Genomic DNA, 21,204 nt, shown 5'->3' with positions numbered 1-21,204 from the left:
ATTTTAACGCTTAGCGCAGGTCTTCTTTCAGCTCAAATTTACCGTTTAGCCGGATGTCTTTTGAGCCTGCGCCAACCATTACCTTAAAGCTGCCTTTTTCTACCACTGGCTGCATGGAAGCATCATAGATCATCAGGTCGTCTTTGCTCAGGTCGAAGCTTATGGTTTTGGTTTCTCCTGCTTTCAGGTGGAGCCGCTTGAATGCTTTCAGTTGTTTCAGGGGAACCACCGTGGAGGCTTTTTCATCATGTAGGTATAACTGCACCACTTCATCGCCATCGCGGGTGCCGCTGTTTGTGACGGACAGGGATACTTGAGCGATCATACTTGATTTTGGCGCCATAGCGGAGTTGTTGCCTCTTTGCATGTTGCCGGATTGCACGTTATCAGCTTGTTTGGCGGCGGATTGTTCTGCTACCTGGATCTGTAAATCCTGATAAGTAAAGCTGCTGTAACTTAAGCCATGCCCAAAGGTGTATAAAGGGCTTGCTGGACCTTCAACGTAGTCGTGTTTCTGCTGGTTGCGGTCATTGTAGTAGACTGGCAGTTGGCCCACATTGCGTGGGATGGAGATTGGCAGTCGGCCCGCCGGGTTATAGTCGCCGAACAATACATCTGCTATGGCATTACCGCCTTCTTGTCCGGGGTACCAGGCGCAAAGGATCGCGTTCACATTTTCCGCAGGCCAGTTCAGGTTCAGCGGGCGACCGCCAATAAACACCAGCACGACTGGCTTTCCTGTTGCAACGACTGCTTTGAGTAGTTCGAGCTGCTTGCCCATCAGGTCGAGCGATTGCCGGTCGAAGCCCTCTCCGCTTTCCATATCGCTCAGCTGTTCTGATTTGGCAGTGCCAACGGTTGCCGCACCTGTACTGATGTATTCCGTCTTGAAGTCGCGCGCGCTGGAGCCACCCAGCACTACAACAGCTACATCTGAAGCGGCAGCAGCATTTACTGCGCCGGCAATATCCACATTGCTGGTATCACGGATGTCGCATCCTTTAACATAGTTAACTTTAATATTCGCCGGGAGCTTGGCTCTTATGCCTTCAAGCGGCGTGATGATATTGTCTTCCGCCTGCGGCGCGGTATAGTCGCCCAGCTGGTTGTAGGTGTTGTTGGCATTTGGGCCAATAACGGCGATGGACTTGATCTGCTTGTTCAGGGGAAGGGTTTGTTTTTCGTTTTTCAGCAGGATCATGGATTCCTGTGCGACCTGCCGGGCTACTGCTACGGCAGACGTGTTGCGAACCGTGTTCTTGGCTTTTGCAGGGTCTACATAGGGGTTTTCAAAGAGCCCCATTTCAAACTTCAGCCTGAGGATTCTTTTTACGGCTTCGTCCAGTCTGGACTTCGTCAAGGCGTTTGTTGCGATGGATTGCTCCAGTTTTGCGAAGGCGGTTCCGCCAAGATCATTATCTACGCCGGCATTAAGCGCGAGTTCGGCGGCTTCTGCCAGTGAACCGGCAAGGCCGTGGTTACCTGCAAGTCCGTTTACACTGCCGAGATCGGAAACCACAAAGCCCTGGAAACCCCATTCATCCCTAAGTATGTCTTTCAGCAGGAAAGGGTTTGCTGTGCAGGGCACGCCATCTATGGCGTTATAGGCCGTCATAACCGATAGTGCCCCTGCTTCTACTGCGGCCTTGAATGGCGGCAGGTAGCTTTGGTAAAGTTCGCGCAGGCCGACCTGCACTGGGCCGCCGTTGTGCCCCCCTTCAGGTACACCGTACGCGGTAAAGTGCTTCAGGGTAGAGATGACATTCACGCCGCTGCCGATGTTTTCCCCCTGAAAGCCTTTCACCATGGCACGCCCCATCATGCTGTTCAGAAAGGGATCTTCGCCGTAAGTTTCTTCCACGCGCGACCATCTTGGTTCTCTGGCGAGGTCGAGCACGGGGCCATAGCCGATGTGCCCGCCTTGTAACCGCGCTTCACGGGATATCGTTTCGGCCATACGGCCGATAAGTGCCGGATTCCAGGTACTGCCCTGGCCGATAGCCGTCGGGAACACCGTTGTGCCAATGGCCATGTGTCCGTGCGGGCATTCTTCCGCCAGGAAAACAGGGATGCCAAGCCTGGAATGTTCGAGGTTGTACTGCTGCAGCATGTTTGTGGCTTTCGCCGCGGTGTAAGGGTCCAAGCCTGTAGCAAGGGTCTTCTGCGTCCATGGATCTGCACGCAAAGTGGCCCAAAGGTTGCCAACATGGTCTTCAGAGACCGCCTTCCTGAACTTCTCCGACACACTGATTTTAGTACCCTGCTTATCATACATCTCCCAGCCCAGCTGGGTTCTAAGTTGCCCCAGCTTTTCCTGCACTGTCATTCGTGCAAGCAGGTCGTTCACTCTTGCATCAATTGGCGCCTTTGCGTTTTTATAGCGGGGTGATTCAGTGCCTTTGTTGCTGGACTTCTGCTGTTTAGCCGATGGTTTATTGGTTTGCGCCTGGATGGTTGTGCAAGTGGAGAGTGCTAAGAGTACGATTGCATAGGTGCTTATTCGCATGTGGAACTAAAGTTTAATGGTATGTAATTGAGGTGCATGCCTCAAGCATTGCGTTATTTGCGCAAGCCGAGTTCTGCGATGCTAATGCCCTTTCCATCCAGGCTTCGCTTTCCAACGAAGCGGATGTACCTGGCTTGCACCTTTTCTTTCAGCTTTATCACTTGCTCAATCGGGTTTGCCCTGATGTTGGAAAACTCTCCTGTAGCAACTTCAAGGAAGGTTTTACCATCGGTACTGATCTGGAAGCTGTATTGGTCTGCGATACCTGTTACTTGTTTGTCTTGTCGCGGCAAATAGCTGAAAGCGGAGAACTCCAGGGGAAAGCCGAGGTCCACGTCGAGATTCACAGGCTTAAACACGTCTGTACTTGCGCTGCTCCAAATGGTCGCCGGATTGCCGTCGATGGCATGTTGTGCATCCGCAGCACTGCTATTGATGACCTTCCAGCCACCTTTGCTTAGCGATGCATCCTTTTGCGCCGCAATAGGCGCTGCCTGCTGACGCTTAGGCTCAAGGTACAGCCCGAAGTCGCTCAGCGCAATGCTCACCGGAGATTTGCTGATCATTAACCGCAGCTGTTTTGCGGTCACCGGCTCCGCTAAACGGATGAGGCGATTTGCACCGATGCTTGTTGCCCCTGCGAGCTTTTGCCACTGTCCATTGCCCAGCACTTCTATTTCTACTGCTTCGATACGCTGACCCAGCTTAATGTTCTCCCGCAAACGCACCACATTAAAGGTGCGTTCCTCTGGCAGGGTGATCGTCAGCGTTGGGGTATGCACGGCATCGTCGGTGCTCCAGTAGGAGTAACGGTCGGCATCCAGCAGATTTGCGGGCCCGAACTTCCCCGCACTGCCACCCCGGACATTTGAAGCCTTCAGCGTAGCGCCTTTCGCAAGGTTGGTCCTGAACGTTTCCTGCAGCAGCGCACCAAAGCCTTTCAGTGCATTCACATCGGTACTATCCAGCAGTCCGTCGCGGTTTGGTGATAGGCCAAGATCGAGGTTTGCGCCGCGACCCACACTCTTATAATACAAGTCCATTAAAGTAGATGGCGATTTCACCTGTTGGTTCTGACTGGCATGGTAGAACCATCCCGGCCTTAAAGATACATCCGCCTCTGCGGGCATCCAGTACTTGCCATTCCTGGTGCCTTCGATGCCCCGAAGATGCAGTACATAGCCATTCGCAGGGGTCTGGCCCGCGTCTGGTGCCATTGGCGTGTAGGTTGCCCAGCTGGTTTCACCTGCATGCCCCTCTTCATTTCCCACCCAGCGTACATCCGGGCCTACATCGCCGAAGATGACTGCACCTGGTTGCATCTTCCGGGTGATCGCCCAGGTGTTTGGCCAGTCGTAGTACGTGGTACGGTCGATCTTCCGGGTTTCATTTGCACCGCCATAGTAGCCATCGCCACCATTCGCACCATCATGCCAGGAGATGAACAGTTTGCCGTAGTTGCTGTACACTTCGCGTAGCTGTTCCCGATAAATTTCCAGGTATTTCGGCGTGCCGTAATGCGGACTGTTGCGGTCCCATGGGGAAACATACACGCCGAGCTTCATGCCCAGTGCGTCACAGGCTTCGCGGTACTCCTGGAGCATGTCGCCTTTTCCATCTTTCCATGGTGTATTGCTGATGTTGTGTTCCGTCGTTTTCGTGGGCCAGATGCACAGGCCGTCGTGGTGTTTCGCAACGACAACCACGCCCTTAAATCCTGCTGCTTTAGCCGCAGCAACGATCTGCCGGGCATCAAACTTTACGGGGTTCAGTATCTTCGGATCTTCATCACCAAAGCCCCATTCCTTATCCGTGTAGGTGTCCACACCGAAGTGAATCAAAGCATACATCTCCATCTCGTGCCATTCCAGCTGGGCAGCGGTTGGCAAGGCGCCATAAGGTTTGGGTGCCGACTGGCTAAATCCCATAAAGCTCGAGAGGCATATCATTCCGGATACGCAAAGGGTTTTGGAAAGGGTGGTTCTGATCATAATTAGGCTTTAAATGATATCTTCCTCAGCTTGTTCAATTCTGGCAGGTTGTATGGCAAGCTGGTATTTACTTTCGTCAAATTCATCTTCGCTTTTTGCAACCACAATGGTAGCGATACCGTTGCCGATCATGTTGGTGATTGCCCGGGCTTCAGACATAAAACGGTCTACGCCAAGCAGGATGGCGATATGCTCCACTGGCATGATTTTCAGTGCCGTAAGCGTGGAAGCGAGTACAATAAAACCACTGCCAGTAACGCCGGCAGCACCTTTGGAGGTAACCATAAGCACGGCAAGGATGGTGAGCTGCTGACCAAGATCCAGCGGCACATGGAAGACCTGTGCGAGAAAGATTACCGCCATAGACAGGTAGATGGCCGTGCCATCGAGGTTGAAGGAGTACCCTGTTGGAATGACCAGGCCAACCACCGACTTCTTACAGCCGATCGCTTCCATTTTCTGCATCATACTTGGCAGCACAGACTCTGAAGAAGAGGTGCCCAGTACAATCAGGATCTCCTGGCGGATGAACTTCAGATAACTCCAAAGGGAGAATTTATAATATCGGCAGATGCCGTTTAGCACTACAAAAATAAACAGGAAGCAGGTCAAGTACACCGAACCCATCAGCTTGGCCATGGGCAGCAAAGTATGCAGGCCGTAGGTACCCACACTGTAAGCCATTCCGCCGAAGGCGCCCACAGGCGCCAACCGCATTACAATCTTCATGATGTTGAAGAATACTTTAGACACCTTATCCATACCCCGCAATACTGAAGCACCTTCAGCACCCATTTTATTCAGCCCATAGCCGAACAATATGGCAAAAAAGAGAATCTGCAGGATATCACCTTTGGTGAAAGATTCAAAGATGTTCTTGGGAATGATGTGAAAGAAAAACTCCGTCCAGTCGATGCTTTCGCCCTGCTGGGTGTACGACTGGATCTTGGCAACATCGCCATCTGCCGCAGGCACACCTACACCCGGTTTAAGCACATTGGCAACCACCAGTCCGATGGCGATGGCGAGGGTAGAGACAATCTCGAAGTATAACAGTGCTTTTCCGCCTACACGGCCCACCTTCTTCATATCACCCATGTGGGCGATGCCCAGCACGATGGTCAGGAATACGATGGGTGCAATCAGCATGGTGATCAGGTTGATGAAACCCTGACTGATGAGTTTGGCTTGCGGCGCGAAGCCGGGAACGAAGGTACCGACAAGGATTCCGAGGGTAATTGCCAGGAGGACCTGAAAGGTTAAATTCGCACCGATTTTCTTCATCTTTCGATATTACGAATTTTGGGGCATTTCTAGGTGGCGATACCGCCAGAATAAAACTGCAGATCGTACAATCGCTTGTAATAGCCATCGATTTTCAGCAATTCCTGGTGCGTACCCTTCTCTTTGATCTCCCCTTTGTCCAGCACAATGATCAGGTCTGCTTTTTGGATGGTAGATAACCGGTGGGCAATAACAATGGCCGTTCGGCCGTACATCAGGTTGTCAATTGCGTGTTGAATCAGCAACTCTGTTTCAGTATCTACGGAAGAAGTCGCCTCATCTAGCACCAGAATGGAAGGATTGTAAACCAGTGCACGGATGAAAGAGATCAGCTGTGCCTGCCCGGCAGACAAGGTCGAGCCGCGCTCCATCACATTGTACTGGTACCCGCCCGGCAGGCGCTCGATAAATTCATGTGCACCCACCTTCTTTGCCGCATCCACCACCTCTTCCATCGTAATCGTGGGATTATTCAGCGTGATGTTATTGAAGATGGTATCCGAAAACAAGAACACATCCTGTAGTACGGTAGCAATGTTTTGCCGAAGGAAGTTCAAGTCGTACTTATGAATGTTTACACCATCAACCAGCACTTCCCCTTTTTGGATCTCATAAAAGCGGTTCAGGATGTTGATGGTCGAAGATTTACCAGCTCCGGTGGCACCAACCAAGGCTACCGTCTGTCCGGCTTTCACTTCAAAGCTCAGGTCTTTCAGCACATATTGTTCATCGTTATACGCAAACCATACATTCTTAAAGGAGATTTCGCCGTTCATGGTTACAGGCTTGTAAGTGCCCGTGTTTGGCGTTAGCTCGTCCGTATCCAGTACTTTAAACACGCGCTCTGCACCCACCATACCCATCTGCAGCGTATTGAACTTATCCGCAAGCTCGCGAATCGGGCGGAACAGCATACTGATGTATAACAGAAATTCGGTGATGGTGCCGGGCGTTACATCCATGGGTTTCTCCAGAATACTCTTTGCGCCGTACCATACCAATAGTCCCATGGACATGGCAGAGATAATCTCGACCACGGGGAAGAAAATGGAGTAATACCAGTTGGAGCGGATGTTCGCATCGCGGTACCGGGAGTTAATCTTCTTGAACTTGCGGTATTCCTGCTCTTCCCGCGCGAAGTATTGGATAATGGAAATACCGGTAATGTGCTCCTGCAGGTAGGTATTTAAGTTTGAAACCTCCGTCCGGATTTCCTGGAAAGCAGACTTAATGGCTTTCTGAAAGATAGTCGTGGCTACAATCAGCAGCGGTAAAGGCAGCAGTACGATAATCGTCAAGGCCACGTCGCGATACAGCATCACGGCAATGATCACAATCACCATAAGCACATCTCCGATGATCACGATCAAGCCTTCGGAGAAGATGTCGGCAATGGTTTCCAGATCGGAGACGGTACGGGTGATGAGCTGTCCAATGGGCGTGCGGTCGAAGAACTTCAAGCGCAGCTTGGTGATGTGGTTAAACACCGCGATGCGGAGGTCTTTGATCGCCGACTGCCCCAGGGTATTCGTTAATAATGTATGGCTGTACTGAATGATGCTCTGCAAAACCAGCAGCACAATCATGATGATCGTCATGTTCAGCAAGCCCTGGTAATCGCCTTTAAGGATGTGTTCATCTAAGGTGTACTTGATTAAAAACGGGCGAACCGGTGCAACGACAGCCAGGAGGATGGTCAGGACAACGGAATAAATGAATATGTTCTTGTAAGGCTTTACGTATTGAAAGACCCGCTTTAACAAGTTTATATTAATGACGTCACCCGTGATTTTCGACATGCTACTTTATAAAAGGATATGTTACACGGACCAGGTACAAGCCACAGGCTGGCACCGATTGTCCTGCATTACTCCGGTTTTTACTATTAATAATTTCATGAATGTCCGCAACAGCGATTTCTTTTTTACCAACACGGATTAGCGTTCCAACGATCGCCCGCACCATATTCCGCAGAAAACGATCTGCCTGAATGCTGAACACCAGGCTATCTCCCTCCCAGGCAAAACCCGCCTGCATAATCTTACAGTTGTTGGTGAAGGTTTGCGTGTTCGACTTACTAAAACACGAGAAGTCGGTATATTGTTGAAGAATTTCCGCAGCCTGGTTCATCGCTTCAACATCAAGGTCGCCTTTGAACAACCAAGAACGGTTAAGCTTAAAAGGATCTTTGTGGAAGTGCAGGAAGTACTTATAAGCCCGGGAAGTGGCATGAAAACGTGCATGCGCATCTGCTTCTACAGGAAAGATCTGCTTTACAGCAATATCGTATGGCAACAAGGAATTAATGCTACCAACTGCATTGCGCACTTTGTCGGCAGCAACATCCTGCAGGTCCACATGTGCAAAAAACTCTGTAGCGTGCACACCGGTATCGGTACGCCCACAACCCAGCGAGCTTACCGGCTGCCGGAAATAGGTCGTTAGCGCCTTGTCCAGGCATTCTTGCACGCTCAATGCATTTGGCTGTATCTGCCAGCCATGGTACGCCGTACCGTTATAAGCCAGTTCTATGAAAAAACGATTTGAAGTCACTGTTGCAAAAGTACTTTTTTACACCTTCAAGTGTGGTGTTTTTTGCAGGGGTATTCTTTAAGCTTTGTAAATTATTTAGTAAAACGCCTATTTTCATCGCCAGCCAATACCGCTTAAAAGATCTCCGCGCGGGCCCAGGGCTATGACCATCTCGGTATGTTCGATTCAGAAAGCAATTACACAAACACCAGCCCCAGCTATTCGCATTTCAGATAAAAATGTATTTTTGATCAAAAAAACAGAACCTGATGATACAAAGAATACAAACCATATGGTTTTTCCTGGCTGCTTTAGCCATTGCTTTATTACTTATGATTCCATTTGTGAGCAAAGTTATTAATGAAAGTGAGTACTGGGTAAATGCCCTTGGTATCTTTCAGCAAACAAATGGAGCAGCGGTAAAAATTGAAGCTTATTTACCATTGACCATCCTAACTGTTGCAGCGGTTGCAATGCTGATCCTTACTATTTTTAGCTTTAAAAATAGGACGCAACAGAAACGAGGCGCCCTTGCGAGCATTATTTTAATCGTTGTATTGTCAATTTTAACTTATAACTACCTAGGTAAATTTCCCGGCGGATTGGAAGGTGTTCAATATAAACTCGGCGCATTTCTACCATTAATTTCCATCATCTTCATCGGTTTAGGCGTTCGAGGCGTCAATAATGACGAGCGACTGATCAAATCTGCCGATAGGCTCCGCTAAGCAAGCCGTCTAAATACCTGATTTTTAATCCACTAGAATAGCAAAGCCAATCATCGATTGGCTGTTTTTATTTACTTCGTTATCAATGAAATACGGATTATTAACCTTACCTTTGCGGCTTAATTAAAAAAGTTAAAATGAATAACCCATTCAAATTATTGGGGATAAGTGATGACGTTGTTAATGCTGTAACGGATTTAGGTTTCGAAAATCCAACACCTATTCAGGAGCAAGCTATTCCTGTATTGTTAGAGGGCAGTAACGACTTTGTTGGTTTGGCCCAAACAGGAACAGGAAAGACAGCCGCATTTGGATTGCCGCTGATTGAGCTTATCGACTTTAAGCTCAACAAGCCTCAGGCATTGATTTTATGCCCTACAAGAGAGCTTTGTTTGCAGATTGCGAGCGACATCAAGAATTACTCAAAAAACATCTCTGGTGCTAGCGTGGTTGCCGTTTACGGTGGCGCTAACATTATGCAGCAATTGCGTGAGATCAGAAACGGTGTACAAATTGTTGTGGCTACACCGGGCCGTATGTTAGACATCATTGGACGTAAAGCAATTGACTTCTCAAGCGTGAAGTATGTTGTATTAGACGAAGCCGATGAAATGTTAAACATGGGTTTCCAGGAAGACATTAACGAAATTTTGTCTACAACACCTGACGATAAAAAAACATGGTTGTTTTCTGCTACTATGCCTCCTGAGGTTAGAAGAATAGCGAAAAACTACATGGACAACCCTACGGAATTAACCATGGGTACCAAAAACACGGGTAACGTAAATATCGAGCATGAGTACTATATGGTACGTGCTAGAGATAAATATGCTGCCTTAAAACGTATTGTGGATTTCAACCCTGAAATCTTTGCCGTTGTTTTCTGTAAAACTAAACTGGATACCCAGGATGTTGCAGAGCACTTAATTAAAGATGGCTACAATGCTGATGCTTTACACGGTGACTTGTCTCAACAACAACGTGACAAGGTTATGCAACGTTTCCGTGATCGTAACATGCAGTTGTTAATTGCTACTGATGTTGCAGCACGTGGTATCGACGTAAATAACGTAACACACGTAATCAACTATTCTTTACCTGACGAGATTGAAAGCTACACACACCGTAGCGGTCGTACTGGTAGAGCTGGTAAAACAGGTATCTCTATCTGTATCATCAACTCTAAAGAAGTTGGCAAAATCCGTCAGATTGAAAGAATCATTGGTAAACAATTCACCAAAGCAGAACTACCTACCGGCTTTGATGTTTGTGAAAAACAACTGTTCTCTTTAATCCATAAAGTGAATAACGTTGAAGTGAACGAGTCTCAGATTGAGCAGTACATTCCGCGTATCATGGATGAATTCGGCGACTTAAGTAAAGAAGACATCATCAAACGTTTTGCATCTTTAGAATTTAACAGATTCTTGGAATACTACAAAAACGCACCAGATCTTAATGCTTCGGCAGATGATCGTGGAGAGCGTGGTGTACGTGGCGAAAGAGGCGAGCGTGGTTCAAGAAGCAGCGAAGGTTATACCCGTCTGTTCATTAACCTTGGTTCAGTAGATGATTTCACTCGTGGTGACCTATTATCTTTCGTATGTAACAATGGTAAGATCAGCGGTAAAAACGTTGGTAAGATCGACCTTAAAGGTGTTTATTCTTTCTTCGAAGTTGAAAATGAAGCAGTGGATTCACTATTCAACAACTTCAAAGGTATTGAATTCAACAACCGTGGTGTAAGGATTGAAAAATCTGGTGATGCACCAGTAAGCAGCGAAAGAGGCGAACGCAGAAGCGGTGGCGGTGGCTACGGCGGAGGCGGCGGTCGTCGTGATGGTGGAAGCGGTGAGCGCAGAAGCTATGGCGGCGGCGGCAGACGTGAAGGCGGTAACAGCGGTGGTGGTTTCAGAGACTTCTCTGGCCGTAGCCGTGACGACAAAGCTGGAAGCGGAAGACGCGAAGGTGGTAGCGGAGATAGAAGACGTAGATCTTAATATCTAAACATCATAAATAAAAAAAGAGCGGATCATTTGATCCGCTCTTTTTTTATGCACATACTTTTCAACAGTATGTTCGTAAGTGTCTAAAAGTTTAAAGCCAGTCTGGTGAATACATATCTTCCCAGGAAGCCAAACTGCGGCGCCTGGTTAGGATACAGAATACCGGAAGTACCCTGACTGCTCAACAACAACTGCGCAGGATAAACGTCGAACAGGTTGTTCGCCCCTACGGTAAGCTTAAGGTTCTTGGTCAGGTTATAACCTGCACCTACATCCGTAATCACGCGACCAGGTAAGGTCTGACGGTTAGCCTCTACGTTGGTTGGCTGTTGCACTTCACCGAAGTACACGTTTCTCACAAAGGCATTCCACTTGTTCCATGAATAATCCAGACTCAGGTTGGTTTTAATCCTTGGCGTTACACGCTCAATCAGGATTCTGCTCGCCTGATCCAGGTAGATGTTTTCTTTACCCACAAGCAGTGGCGAAGCATGTACATCCCCTTTAATCTCGGTCTTGGTGAAAGTATTTGCAAGATCTGCCCTAAATACACCATTACCCAATGGCGTGCTGTAGCTAAATACCGCATCAATACCCATTGTCCTAGTGTCTACCGCGTTCGCAAAGAACCTTGCTGTCGTCGCATTCGCCAATCGCAATAAGTCGTACAGCTCACGATCCTGTGGCGTAGCCGTAGCAGCATTGCTACCGCTAAACTGGCCAGTATAGATTACGCGGTCGTTGATGTTTACCAGGTAGCCGTCCACCGTGATTTTGAACTTGCCTAAGTTGCTGGTGAAACCAAGGCTATAACTGTCGGAAGTTTCTTCTTTTAGCTTCGGAATACCCAATAGCTGTGCGACACGGCTGTCGTTCGCAAAGGTTCCCGACTCCACAAATGCACCGTCAATAAACACGGTAGATGTAGAGTTAAAATAACGCTGGTGTAAGGATGGTGCTCTAAAGCCTGTGTTCACTGCACCACGTAATAAGAAGGCATCGGAGAATTTGTATCTCGCAGCGATCTTACCGTTCAAGGTAGAACCGAAATCAGAATAGTTCTCAAACCTTACCGCTCCATCTACAAGGAACTTTTCGGTGACATTCAGCTCCACATCCGCATAACCTGCAATCGAGGTACGCGTTTCATTGGTCAGGTTGTCTGCACTGATACCAGGGAAACCTTGTGCACCGCCCGCTAAGGCTGCACCATTTGCTGCAAAGCGCGTTGGGATGTTTCCTGTTGGGGATGGAATGTAAACCGGGTTCGCTGCAGTACCTGCATTGATGGCATTACCATAGTTTACATAGGATGCTTCCTCTCCCGGATTGATCTTGTACTTTTCAAAGCGATTCTCGAAACCAAAAGCCACGTTGATACCGCTCATCGGGCCTTCGAAGAATCTGGTAAAATCTAAGTTGGTTGTATTCTGGGTGAAGTCGTAACCGCCAGACTCAAATGAAGTCGGCGAAGCGTTCAACATGGAAGCGTTCAAGGTATTGCGGGTCGCAAATTCTACGGCATTACGACCAAAGTTGTTACTAAAATCTGTTTTCCACTCGCCTAAATTCCCACGGATACCAACGGCAAAGGATTGATCCACGTTGCTTGTGTTAATCTCCGGAAGGAAACCATTCGGGTATATGGTCGCATTGTTTTGGGTAAGCTGTCTCGGTGTACGGTAAAAAGCTGTAGAGGTACCATTACGATAGTTCAGACCACCAAACGCGTAAATCTCTGCTTCTTCAGCAACGGGGATAACACTGTTGAAGAACAAGGATCCACCGCGGTTTTGAGACTGCCCAATGTTGGGCACGAAATCGCCACGATCAAGGCCTCTTCTTAGAAGCTCTTCATCCGTAATGTCAACACCAGTTGGCGTAGGATAAAGCGTCGGGTTGTTGTAGTCAGTAAAGATTACCCCACGGTAAGGGGTTGTTCTGGAAGCAAAATCACGAAAGTCGAACGAACCTGCAAGGTTCAAAAAACCACCTTTATCGTTCAATGCGACACCATAGTTCACATTGGCCTGTACCGTTTCGCCATCTAAGCCATCTGAATGTTTACCAGCAAAGCCGCCACCAGATACGCTGGCGCTAAGTTTATTCACATCTGAATTCAGGATGATGTTGATAACACCTGCAATCGCATCCGAGCCGTATTGTGCCGATGCACCATCACGAAGGATCTCAATCCGCTTAATCGCGGAAGTTGGGATGGCATTTAAATCCGTTCCTACGGAACCTTTACCTAAACTCCCGTTGATGTTGATCACGGAAGTGGTGTGTCTACGTTTACCGTTGATCAGGACCAATACCTGATCCGGACCTAATCCACGTAAAGATGCCGGGTCAATGTGATCCGTGGCATCGGTTAAGCTCATCACGTTAGACGTAAAGGAAGGTGCTACGAAGTTCAGGATCTGGTTGACGGAAACCTGCGCCACGTTGGCAGTGAGTTTTTGAATGTCTACAACATCTACCGGAACCGGTGTGTCCATACGTGAACGTGGGGCACTACGTGAACCCAACACAACAACGTTCTCCAGATTATTGCCTCCAGCATTGATCAGGTCGAAGTCAAGCTGCTTCACTTCATCCACAGCAACGGTAACGCTTTTCTGTAAGGTCTGGTAGCCGATGTAACTTACCGTCACCTGGTAAGTTCCCGGAGCAGGAAGTTTAAGTTCGTATCTGCCGTTGGCATCGGTGCCGATGCGGAGCTGCTGCCCTACGACAGCCACGGTAGCACCCGTGATGGTTTGACTGCTGTCACGGACTTCCCCGCGAATCACCTGCGCCTGGGCCGAAAACCCAATGCCGCAGCATAGTAGAATAAACAGGTAAAGTTTAATTTTCATATAAAATAAGCTAAGTAAAACGGCTTCCTGGTATCCACCAGAAAGGTTGCAAATATACCCATTTGCAATTTTACCCTACTAAACGTGTAGTCTATTTTATACTGGAACAACTTGCGACAAACACCTGAACTTCAGTGTGGTGTTTAGCTAAGTTGCTCCGTAAGTAGCGCCATTTCTATCTGTGGTGCGTGTTTTTCATAGAGCACCGCATATACGGCGCGACTGATTGGCATGTCTACTTTATACTTCTTATTGATCACGTGCATGCAGCTTGCCGCATAATAACCCTCGGCAATCATGTTCATCTCCAGCTGCGCTGATTTCACGGTATAGCCCTTCCCGATCATGTTTCCAAAGGTCCGGTTGCGGCTAAACTGCGAATAGGCCGTAACCAGCAAATCGCCCAGGTATGCGGACTCCTTGATGTCGCGACTAATGGGATGCACGGCATTTACAAATCGATTGATTTCCCGGATGGCATTGGATATTAACACCGCCTGGAAGTTATCACCATACCCTACACCATGGCAAATGCCGCTGGCAACAGCATAGATGTTCTTTAGTACGGCTGCGTATTCTGTCCCGAAGATATCGTCGGAAACATTGGTTTTGATGTAGCGTGTGCTGAGTAGTGAAGCGAAGTAGGTTGCCGCTTCCACATCGATAGAAGCAATGGTTAAATAAGATAGTTTTTCTAATGCAACCTCTTCCGCATGGCAGGGTCCGCTGATCACCAGGATATCTTCAAAGGGTACCTGAAACTTCTCATTAAGGAACTCACCAATAATCTGGTTCTCATCCGGCACGATGCCTTTAATGGCTGAGACAATCTTCTTACCCTTAAAGTCCTCCGGTTCAACATCCTTTAGCGTCTCTTTCAAGAATGCTGCAGGTACGTTCAGAATGATATAATTCGCAGCGGAGATAATCTCGCTGATGTTATCTGAAATATTGGTCTCCGGAATTTTCACTTCCGCAGCACTCAGGTAATTTGGATTGTGGTGATACTTCTTGATGTGTTCAATGGCATCTGTGTTGCGCATCCACCAGAAAATCTCTTTCTCTTTAATATTATTAGAAAGCATTTTAATGATAGCCGTAGCCCAGCTACCCCCACCAATCATAGCAACTTTTGCCAGCATAGTCTATATATAAAAAGTCCCGGTCTGTTTAAAACCGGGACAATTTACTTAAATATTATGACTGGACTGATCTTACTTTTTACCAGGGTTGGCAAACAGCTGATCCTTAGTGGTCTTTTCTACCTTCATACCATCCTTCAATCGGTTCTGAATTGCAGAATATGGACCGCTTACTACTTCTGTGCCTGGTTTAAGTCCAGACTTCACAATGATAAACTGGTCGTTCTGAATGCCTGTGGTCACTTCTACCTGCTTAACCGTTCCATTTTCAAATGCGAACACATATTGTTTGATGGTTTTGTCTGCAAGTTTAGACTTCTGTTTGTCATCACCACCCTCTGTTGCCGGCGGTGTATCCTTTGCTTCTGCAGTTGAACCACCCTTGCTCTTATCGCCGGTGTACACAGCCTGAATTGGGACAGAGATGCCTTTAACTGATTCACTCATGATGTCTACGGTTGCCGACAAGCCCGGACGGAATGGCGAAGGCAGGTCTTTTGCACCACCTTTAACATCGGTGTACGAATCTGCCAGGATTCTGATCTTCACAACGAAGTTGGTTACCTGATCTACAGACGTTTGTGCAGCACCCACATCTTTTGAAGAGCTTGCAATCTCCGTTACGATACCTTTAAATTTCTTATCTGCAAATGCATCAACTTCAATCATTGCGCTGTCGCCCACATTCACACGGTTAATGTCATTTTCATTTACATCTACGTTTACTTCCATTGAAGTCAGGTTGGAGATACGCATGATCTCTGTACCCGCAAATTGTGCGGTACCAAGGATACGGTCACCCAGCTCTACAGATAGTTTCGAGATCACTCCATCAACTGGTGCATAGATCGTTGCTTTTGCCAGGTTCGCACTTGCTTCCTGTACGTTTGCGCCAGATTGCTCCAATCCGAATTTAGCACCGACCAGGTTTTGCTTAGCCGCTTCAAGATTCGCTTGTGCGGTTAAGAATGCTGCTTTCGCAGAATCAAACTCCGCCTGCGAGATCACTTTCTTTTTGTAAAGCTCCACGTTACGTTTATAAGTCGCTTCCGCGTTGATGAAGTTCGCTTCGGTTTGTTTAAGCTGCTGTGCTGATGATGCTACTGCCGCTTTTTGTGAGCTGTAAGAAGCGCGGGCACGATCGTAACCAGACTTCAATACATCCGGACGAACCTTACATAACAGCTGTCCCTTTTTAACGATGTCACCTTCTTTAACCAGAAGCTCCGTCACCTCACCGGAAACTTCCGAGCTTAACTTCACTTCCGTTTCCGGCTGAATTTTACCACTTGCGGTTACGGTTTCCACAACCGTGCGGTCAGAAGCCTTGTCAACGGTAATCTGTTCAATCTTTTCTCCACCGATAACACCGGTAACTTTCAGTATAAGCAGTAAGACTATCAATCCTCCAACTGCAATAAGTATGTGTTTTAATTTCATTTTGTTCGTTTGTTTGCTGTTTAAAAATGGCTGTTATATACTGAATGTGGATTAAAAGGTAATTTCCTTGCCAAGATAAAAATCTATGACTTTAGAACGGAACAGGAGATCATATTTTGCCTGGATAAAATCAATTTCTGCTCTGTTTCTGTTGGTTTGCGAAGTGTTAAAGTCCAGTGAGTTTACAAGCCCTACGTTAAAACGTTCCTCATTTACCCTGAAGGCTTCTGCCTGCGCATTAAAGGTGTTTAAAGTAGATTGGTAACGACTGCTTGCTGCACGTAGATCTGCTACAGCCTGGGCAACGACTTTATTCAGGTTATTCTTTGTCAACTGCTCCTGAATCTGGTAACCTTCATAAGAAATTTTAGCGCGCTTCAGATTAGAACGTGAGGCTAGTCCGTTGAAGATTGGAATCCGGATAGACATACCCACAGACTGATAAAAGTTGTTATTGATCTGGTCGAAAAGGCGGGCATCTCCAGCACCGATTTGTCCAGGTTGGCTGGCAAGGTCATACGAGTAACGGGTTCCTAATCCACCACCCAGTGAAATGGTCGGGAACAGGAATCCTTTAGCAACATCCACCCCTTTGGCCGCAGCTTCGCGGTTCAATCTTGCTAACTTTAGATCTGGGAAAGTGGCTAACGCAGCCTCGCTAATCTCCTGCTCCGGATAGCTTTGTTGTGCCGAGGTGATATCTTCGATAGTTGGTGCAACCACCTTGTAAGATGCATCTGAGCCCATCTCCATCAATTGCGAAAGCGTAAGGTAAGAGATGGTCAGCTGATTCTGCGCGTTGGTAACGTTCAGCTCTGCTGTAGCCACCTGCGCTTTTGCCTGCGCAATGTCTGCTGTGGTCTTGTTTCCGGCATCGAACAAAGCGCTCTCTCTCGTCAGCGTTTGTTGTGCCACCTGAAGCTGCTCCCTTGAAGCTCTAAGCAGGTCTTCGTTAAATACCACCTGGAAATACGTGGTAACCACCTGCAAAACCAGGTCGTTCTTCGTCTTTTCTAATGCACTATAATTCGCCTCCAGCGTGATGCGGTTTTGTTTGATCTGATTGATCTTGGCAAAACCGTTAAAAAGGTCTACAGAAGTAGCAAGGTTGGCGGTTCCGGAGAAGAAGTTCCGGGTAATCAACTGGTTGGTTGCAGGGTTCAAACTTCTACCAAAGTTAAAATCGTTGTTCAGTCCACCATTTAAACTTGGATAAAGCTCCGCTTTGGATTGCTGGACGTAGGTTTCTGCCGTTGCCACGTTCAGGGCGCTCTGCTTAATGTTCAGGTTATTCTGAAGCATCCGATCGACGGCCTGTTTGATGGTGATCACTTCCTGTGCCTGGGCGGTAGCACTTAAGCACATGCTGATACACCCTGCTGCCACAAGACAGCCTAAGCGGGAGAACAAACCATGATTGGTAAAGATTTTCATACTTATTATATTTCGATTTCGTTAAACGCCAAATTACCTTGTTAATGCGGACTCCTGCAAACAGTTTTTAGTACTTTTGGGCATGTATCTGGTAAAATCCCCCCTGCTGCTAAAATGGTATTATCCCTCACTTACCTGGAACAAATCCCGCACTGAAAAAGTAATTTATTTAACCTTTGACGACGGACCTATACCCGATGTTACAGATTTTGTTCTAAAAACTTTACAGGATCAGCAAGTTAAAGCCACCTTCTTCTGCATTGGCGACAACATACGCAAACACCCATCGATCTTTCAGCGCTTGCTGGATGAAGGTCACCAGGTGGGAAACCACACCTATAATCATCTGAAAGGCTGGAAAACCGATGATTCGACTTACCTGGAGAACTTTGAGCAATGCCAGGCCTTAACGGGCACGAACCTCTTCCGCCCACCCTACGGGCGGATCCGGAAATCGCAGATCAAGGACATCAGGTCCCATTACCCGGAGATGAAGATCATCATGTGGGATGTACTTAGCGGCGACTTCGACCTGAACCTATCCCCGGAAAGTTGTTACCACAATGTTGATAAGTATGTGGAGAACGGCTCCATCATCGTTTTTCATGATAGCTTAAAAGCTTTTGAGCGTATGCAGTATGCCCTGCCAAGAGTTATATCCAATCTGAAAGCACAAGGATATCAATTTGCCACTTTATAAGCGGTCGGCAGGGACGCTACAAGGTGTTGACTAGGCTAAGGGCCCTGTTAACCCCCTGTGAAGGCCCTGTTGGGACCCTGTCGGCACCCTGTAAAGGGACAAGTTGTCGCAATCTAGTAGTGATAGCGGCATTGACGTATAAAGCGTGAACTTATTTAGCCACCAGTTGTTATACACCCATCAGTTTAGAACATTTATAAATAATATAATGATCTAAAGATGATCGCAGCAGCTTTCTTTTTTTTGTAAATTCGCTCAATTATTTAGACTTATTACCTTTTAACCAATAGTTCAATGGCATTCGACATAGAAATGATAAAAAAGGTGTATGCTAACTTTGGTCCGCGTATTGAAGCGGCTCGTAAAGTTGTCGGCAGACCTTTGACGCTCTCAGAGAAAATTTTATACACCCACTTATGGGAACAGAATACAGATAAGGCTTTCGTAAGAGGTGCTGATTATGTGGATTTTGCACCGGATCGCGTTGCGATGCAGGATGCTACTGCACAGATGGCATTATTGCAATTTATGCAGGCTGGAAGACCTAAGGTTGCGGTGCCTTCTACCGTTCACTGTGATCACTTGATTACCGCGAAAGATGGTGCTGAGTTCGACTTACCCGCTGCAAATACAGAAAGTAAAGAGGTTTTTGATTTCCTTGCTTCTGTTTCTAATAAATATGGTATCGGTTTCTGGAAACCAGGTGCTGGTATTATTCACCAGGTGGTGTTGGAAAACTATGCTTTCCCTGGTGGTTTAATGATTGGTACCGATTCGCACACCGTTAACGCGGGTGGTTTAGGTATGATCGCGATTGGTGTTGGTGGTGCTGATGCCTGTGATGTTATGGCTGGCTTGCCTTGGGAGCTAAAATTCCCGAAACTTGTTGGTGTTAAATTAACAGGTAAATTAAGCGGCTGGACTGCACCTAAAGACGTAATTCTTAAAGTTGCTGGTATCCTTACTGTAAAAGGTGGTACTGGTGCAATTATCGAATATTTTGGTGAAGGTGCAGAGAACTTAAGCTGTACTGGTAAAGGTACCATCTGTAACATGGGTGCTGAAGTTGGTGCAACCACTTCTACTTTCGGTTACGATGAGAGCATGGAGCGTTACTTACGTGCAACCAACCGTGCAGACATCGCAGATGCAGCCAATGCTATCAAAGAACACCTTACTGGTGACCCTGAGGTTTACGCTAATCCAGAGCAGTATTTTGATCAGTTGATCGAAATCAACCTATCTGAGCTTGAGCCATACCTGAACGGTCCTTTTACCCCGGATTTGGCTACGCCAATTTCTAAAATGAAAGAAGTAGCTGCTGAAAACGGCTGGCCAATGAAAATCGACGTAGGTTTGATCGGTTCTTGTACCAACTCTTCTTATGAAGATATTTCACGTGCAGTGAGTGTTGCGAAACAAGTTGAAGAAAAAGGCTTGGTTACTGCTGCTCAGTATTGCATTAACCCAGGTTCTGAGCAAATCCGTTACACTGTAGAGCGTGATGGTTTCTTGGATACTTTCAAAAATATCGGTGCGAAAATCTTTACCAATGCATGTGGACCATGTATCGGTATGTGGGATCGTGTAGGTTCTGAGAAACAAGAGAAAAACACCATCGTGCACTCTTTCAACAGAAACTTCGCGAAACGTGCTGATGGTAACCCGAACACTTTTGCTTTTGTTGGTTCTCCGGAACTGGTAACAGCAATGGCTATTGCGGGAGATCTTGGTTTCAATCCATTGACAGATACTTTAACAAATGATAAAGGTGAGCAGGTAATGCTTGACGCACCTTCTGGATTTGAATTGCCAATTCGTGGTTTTGCGGTTGAAGATGCAGGTTACCAGGAACCAGCTGCTGACGGAAGTCACGTGCAGGTTGCGGTATCCCCTACTTCACACCGTTTACAACTGTTGGATCCATTTGCAGCATGGGAAGGCACCAACCTGACTGGCTTGAAACTGTTAATCAAAGCTAAAGGTAAATGTACAACTGACCATATTTCTATGGCTGGTCCATGGTTGAAGTTCCGTGGTCACTTAGACAACATTTCAAACAACATGCTAATCGGTGCAGTGAATAACTTCAACGATAAAACAGACACCGTTAAGAACCAGTTAACTGGCGAGTACGGTCCTGTTCCTGCTACTGCACGTGCTTACAAAGCACAAGGTATCGGTTCAGTAGTTGTTGGTGATGAAAACTACGGTGAAGGATCAAGCCGCGAGCACGCAGCAATGGAGCCTCGTCACTTAGGTGTTAGAGCAGTTCTTGTAAAATCTTTCGCAAGGATTCACGAAACCAACCTGAAAAAACAAGGTATGTTGGCTTTAACTTTCGTAAACAAAGAAGATTACGATAAGATCCACGAAGACGATGTAATCGACATTGTAGGCTTAACTTCATTCACACCTGAAGTACCTTTAACTGTTGTGTTAAACCACGCAGATGGTTCTAAAGATGAGATCGCTGTTAACCATAGCTACAATGCTCAACAAATTGAATGGTTCAAAGCTGGTGGTGCATTAAACATCATCAGAAGACAAGTTGGTGCGTAAGCGTATTAATTTTAAATA

The 21,204-nt window shown here is 47.1% G+C and carries 13 protein-coding genes; 4 read left to right on the top strand and 9 right to left on the bottom strand.

Annotated features, from left to right (window positions below; genetic code table 11):
- Positions 1–10: 10 nt before the first annotated feature.
- The 5 genes from IEW69_RS07620 to truA are packed head-to-tail and all read right to left on the bottom strand — an operon-like array spanning position 11 to position 8,334.
- Positions 11–2,506 (bottom strand): glycoside hydrolase family 3 N-terminal domain-containing protein, encoded by a 2,496-nt coding sequence (locus IEW69_RS07620; protein ID WP_188626238.1) that lies wholly within the window; start codon positions 2,504–2,506, stop codon positions 11–13.
- Positions 2,507–2,559: 53 nt separating this feature from the next.
- Positions 2,560–4,497, bottom strand: a complete 1,938-nt coding sequence (locus tag IEW69_RS07615; RefSeq protein WP_229663553.1) for an alpha-L-fucosidase — start codon at positions 4,495–4,497, stop codon at positions 2,560–2,562.
- Between the two features lie 9 nt (positions 4,498–4,506).
- A complete protein-coding gene (locus IEW69_RS07610) occupies positions 4,507–5,781 on the bottom strand; it encodes a dicarboxylate/amino acid:cation symporter (RefSeq protein WP_188626237.1) in 1,275 nt (424 codons plus the stop codon).
- Positions 5,782–5,810: 29 nt separating this feature from the next.
- Complete coding sequence (locus tag IEW69_RS07605) at positions 5,811–7,580, bottom strand: ABC transporter ATP-binding protein (RefSeq protein ID WP_188626236.1); 1,770 nt, start codon at positions 7,578–7,580, stop codon at positions 5,811–5,813.
- A gap of 1 nt (position 7,581) precedes the next feature.
- Positions 7,582–8,334: a tRNA pseudouridine(38-40) synthase TruA gene (truA, locus tag IEW69_RS07600; protein WP_188626235.1), complete on the bottom strand. Its 753-nt coding sequence runs from the start codon at positions 8,332–8,334 to the stop codon at positions 7,582–7,584.
- Between the two features lie 248 nt (positions 8,335–8,582).
- Between truA and IEW69_RS07595 the strand changes: the two genes are divergently transcribed.
- Together IEW69_RS07595 and IEW69_RS07590 are read left to right on the top strand one after the other, a co-directional pair.
- The gene (locus IEW69_RS07595; RefSeq protein WP_188626234.1) at positions 8,583–9,041 is read left to right on the top strand and encodes a DUF4293 domain-containing protein; all 459 of its coding nucleotides are present in this window, start codon (positions 8,583–8,585) and stop codon (positions 9,039–9,041) included.
- Positions 9,042–9,178: 137 nt separating this feature from the next.
- A complete protein-coding gene (locus tag IEW69_RS07590; RefSeq protein ID WP_188626233.1) occupies positions 9,179–11,041 on the top strand; it encodes a DEAD/DEAH box helicase in 1,863 nt (620 codons plus the stop codon).
- Between the two features lie 89 nt (positions 11,042–11,130).
- On the opposite strand, the gene IEW69_RS07585 is transcribed toward IEW69_RS07590, so the two are convergent.
- The 4 genes from IEW69_RS07585 to IEW69_RS07570 all read right to left on the bottom strand — a co-directional run bounded on the left by IEW69_RS07585 (position 11,131) and on the right by IEW69_RS07570 (position 17,924).
- Positions 11,131–13,908: a TonB-dependent receptor gene (locus tag IEW69_RS07585; RefSeq protein WP_188626232.1), complete on the bottom strand. Its 2,778-nt coding sequence runs from the start codon at positions 13,906–13,908 to the stop codon at positions 11,131–11,133.
- Positions 13,909–14,051: 143 nt separating this feature from the next.
- Positions 14,052–15,050 carry an NAD(P)H-dependent glycerol-3-phosphate dehydrogenase gene (locus IEW69_RS07580; protein WP_188626231.1) on the bottom strand — a complete coding sequence of 333 codons (999 nt, stop codon included), beginning with the start codon at positions 15,048–15,050 and terminating at the stop codon, positions 14,052–14,054.
- 72 nt (positions 15,051–15,122) lie between these two features.
- Entirely contained in the window at positions 15,123–16,490 is a 1,368-nt protein-coding gene (locus IEW69_RS07575) for an efflux RND transporter periplasmic adaptor subunit (RefSeq protein WP_188626230.1), read from the bottom strand.
- A 51-nt stretch (positions 16,491–16,541) separates the two neighbouring features.
- A complete protein-coding gene (locus IEW69_RS07570; protein WP_188626229.1) occupies positions 16,542–17,924 on the bottom strand; it encodes a TolC family protein in 1,383 nt (460 codons plus the stop codon).
- Between the two features lie 82 nt (positions 17,925–18,006).
- Between IEW69_RS07570 and IEW69_RS07565 the strand changes: the two genes are divergently transcribed.
- Positions 18,007–18,624: a polysaccharide deacetylase family protein gene (locus tag IEW69_RS07565; RefSeq protein WP_188626228.1), complete on the top strand. Its 618-nt coding sequence runs from the start codon at positions 18,007–18,009 to the stop codon at positions 18,622–18,624.
- A gap of 294 nt (positions 18,625–18,918) precedes the next feature.
- Positions 18,919–21,186 (top strand): aconitate hydratase, encoded by a 2,268-nt coding sequence (locus IEW69_RS07560; RefSeq protein ID WP_188626227.1) that lies wholly within the window; start codon positions 18,919–18,921, stop codon positions 21,184–21,186.
- Positions 21,187–21,204 lie beyond the last annotated feature (18 nt).

Origin of the sequence: Pedobacter quisquiliarum (assembly GCF_014642175.1) — a bacterium.
In the GTDB taxonomy this organism is placed as follows: Bacteria; Bacteroidota; Bacteroidia; order Sphingobacteriales; family Sphingobacteriaceae; genus Pedobacter; species Pedobacter quisquiliarum.
This window is presented reverse-complemented; position numbering and strand designations above follow the sequence as displayed.

Excerpts from the sequence above, each read along its gene's own strand:
- IEW69_RS07620 (WP_188626238.1), bottom strand. The coding sequence starts at position 2,506 with ATGCGAATAAGCACCTATGCAATCGTACTCTTAGCACTCTCCACTTGC.
- IEW69_RS07615 (WP_229663553.1), bottom strand. The coding sequence starts at position 4,497 with ATGATCAGAACCACCCTTTCCAAAACCCTTTGCGTATCCGGAATGATA.
- IEW69_RS07610 (WP_188626237.1), bottom strand. The coding sequence starts at position 5,781 with ATGAAGAAAATCGGTGCGAATTTAACCTTTCAGGTCCTCCTGGCAATT.
- IEW69_RS07605 (WP_188626236.1), bottom strand. The coding sequence starts at position 7,580 with ATGTCGAAAATCACGGGTGACGTCATTAATATAAACTTGTTAAAGCGG.
- IEW69_RS07595 (WP_188626234.1), top strand. The coding sequence starts at position 8,583 with ATGATACAAAGAATACAAACCATATGGTTTTTCCTGGCTGCTTTAGCC.
- IEW69_RS07590 (WP_188626233.1), top strand. The coding sequence starts at position 9,179 with ATGAATAACCCATTCAAATTATTGGGGATAAGTGATGACGTTGTTAAT.
- IEW69_RS07585 (WP_188626232.1), bottom strand. The coding sequence starts at position 13,908 with ATGAAAATTAAACTTTACCTGTTTATTCTACTATGCTGCGGCATTGGG.
- IEW69_RS07580 (WP_188626231.1), bottom strand. The coding sequence starts at position 15,050 with ATGCTGGCAAAAGTTGCTATGATTGGTGGGGGTAGCTGGGCTACGGCT.
- IEW69_RS07575 (WP_188626230.1), bottom strand. The coding sequence starts at position 16,490 with ATGAAATTAAAACACATACTTATTGCAGTTGGAGGATTGATAGTCTTA.
- IEW69_RS07570 (WP_188626229.1), bottom strand. The coding sequence starts at position 17,924 with ATGAAAATCTTTACCAATCATGGTTTGTTCTCCCGCTTAGGCTGTCTT.
- IEW69_RS07565 (WP_188626228.1), top strand. The coding sequence starts at position 18,007 with ATGTATCTGGTAAAATCCCCCCTGCTGCTAAAATGGTATTATCCCTCA.
- IEW69_RS07560 (WP_188626227.1), top strand. The coding sequence starts at position 18,919 with ATGGCATTCGACATAGAAATGATAAAAAAGGTGTATGCTAACTTTGGT.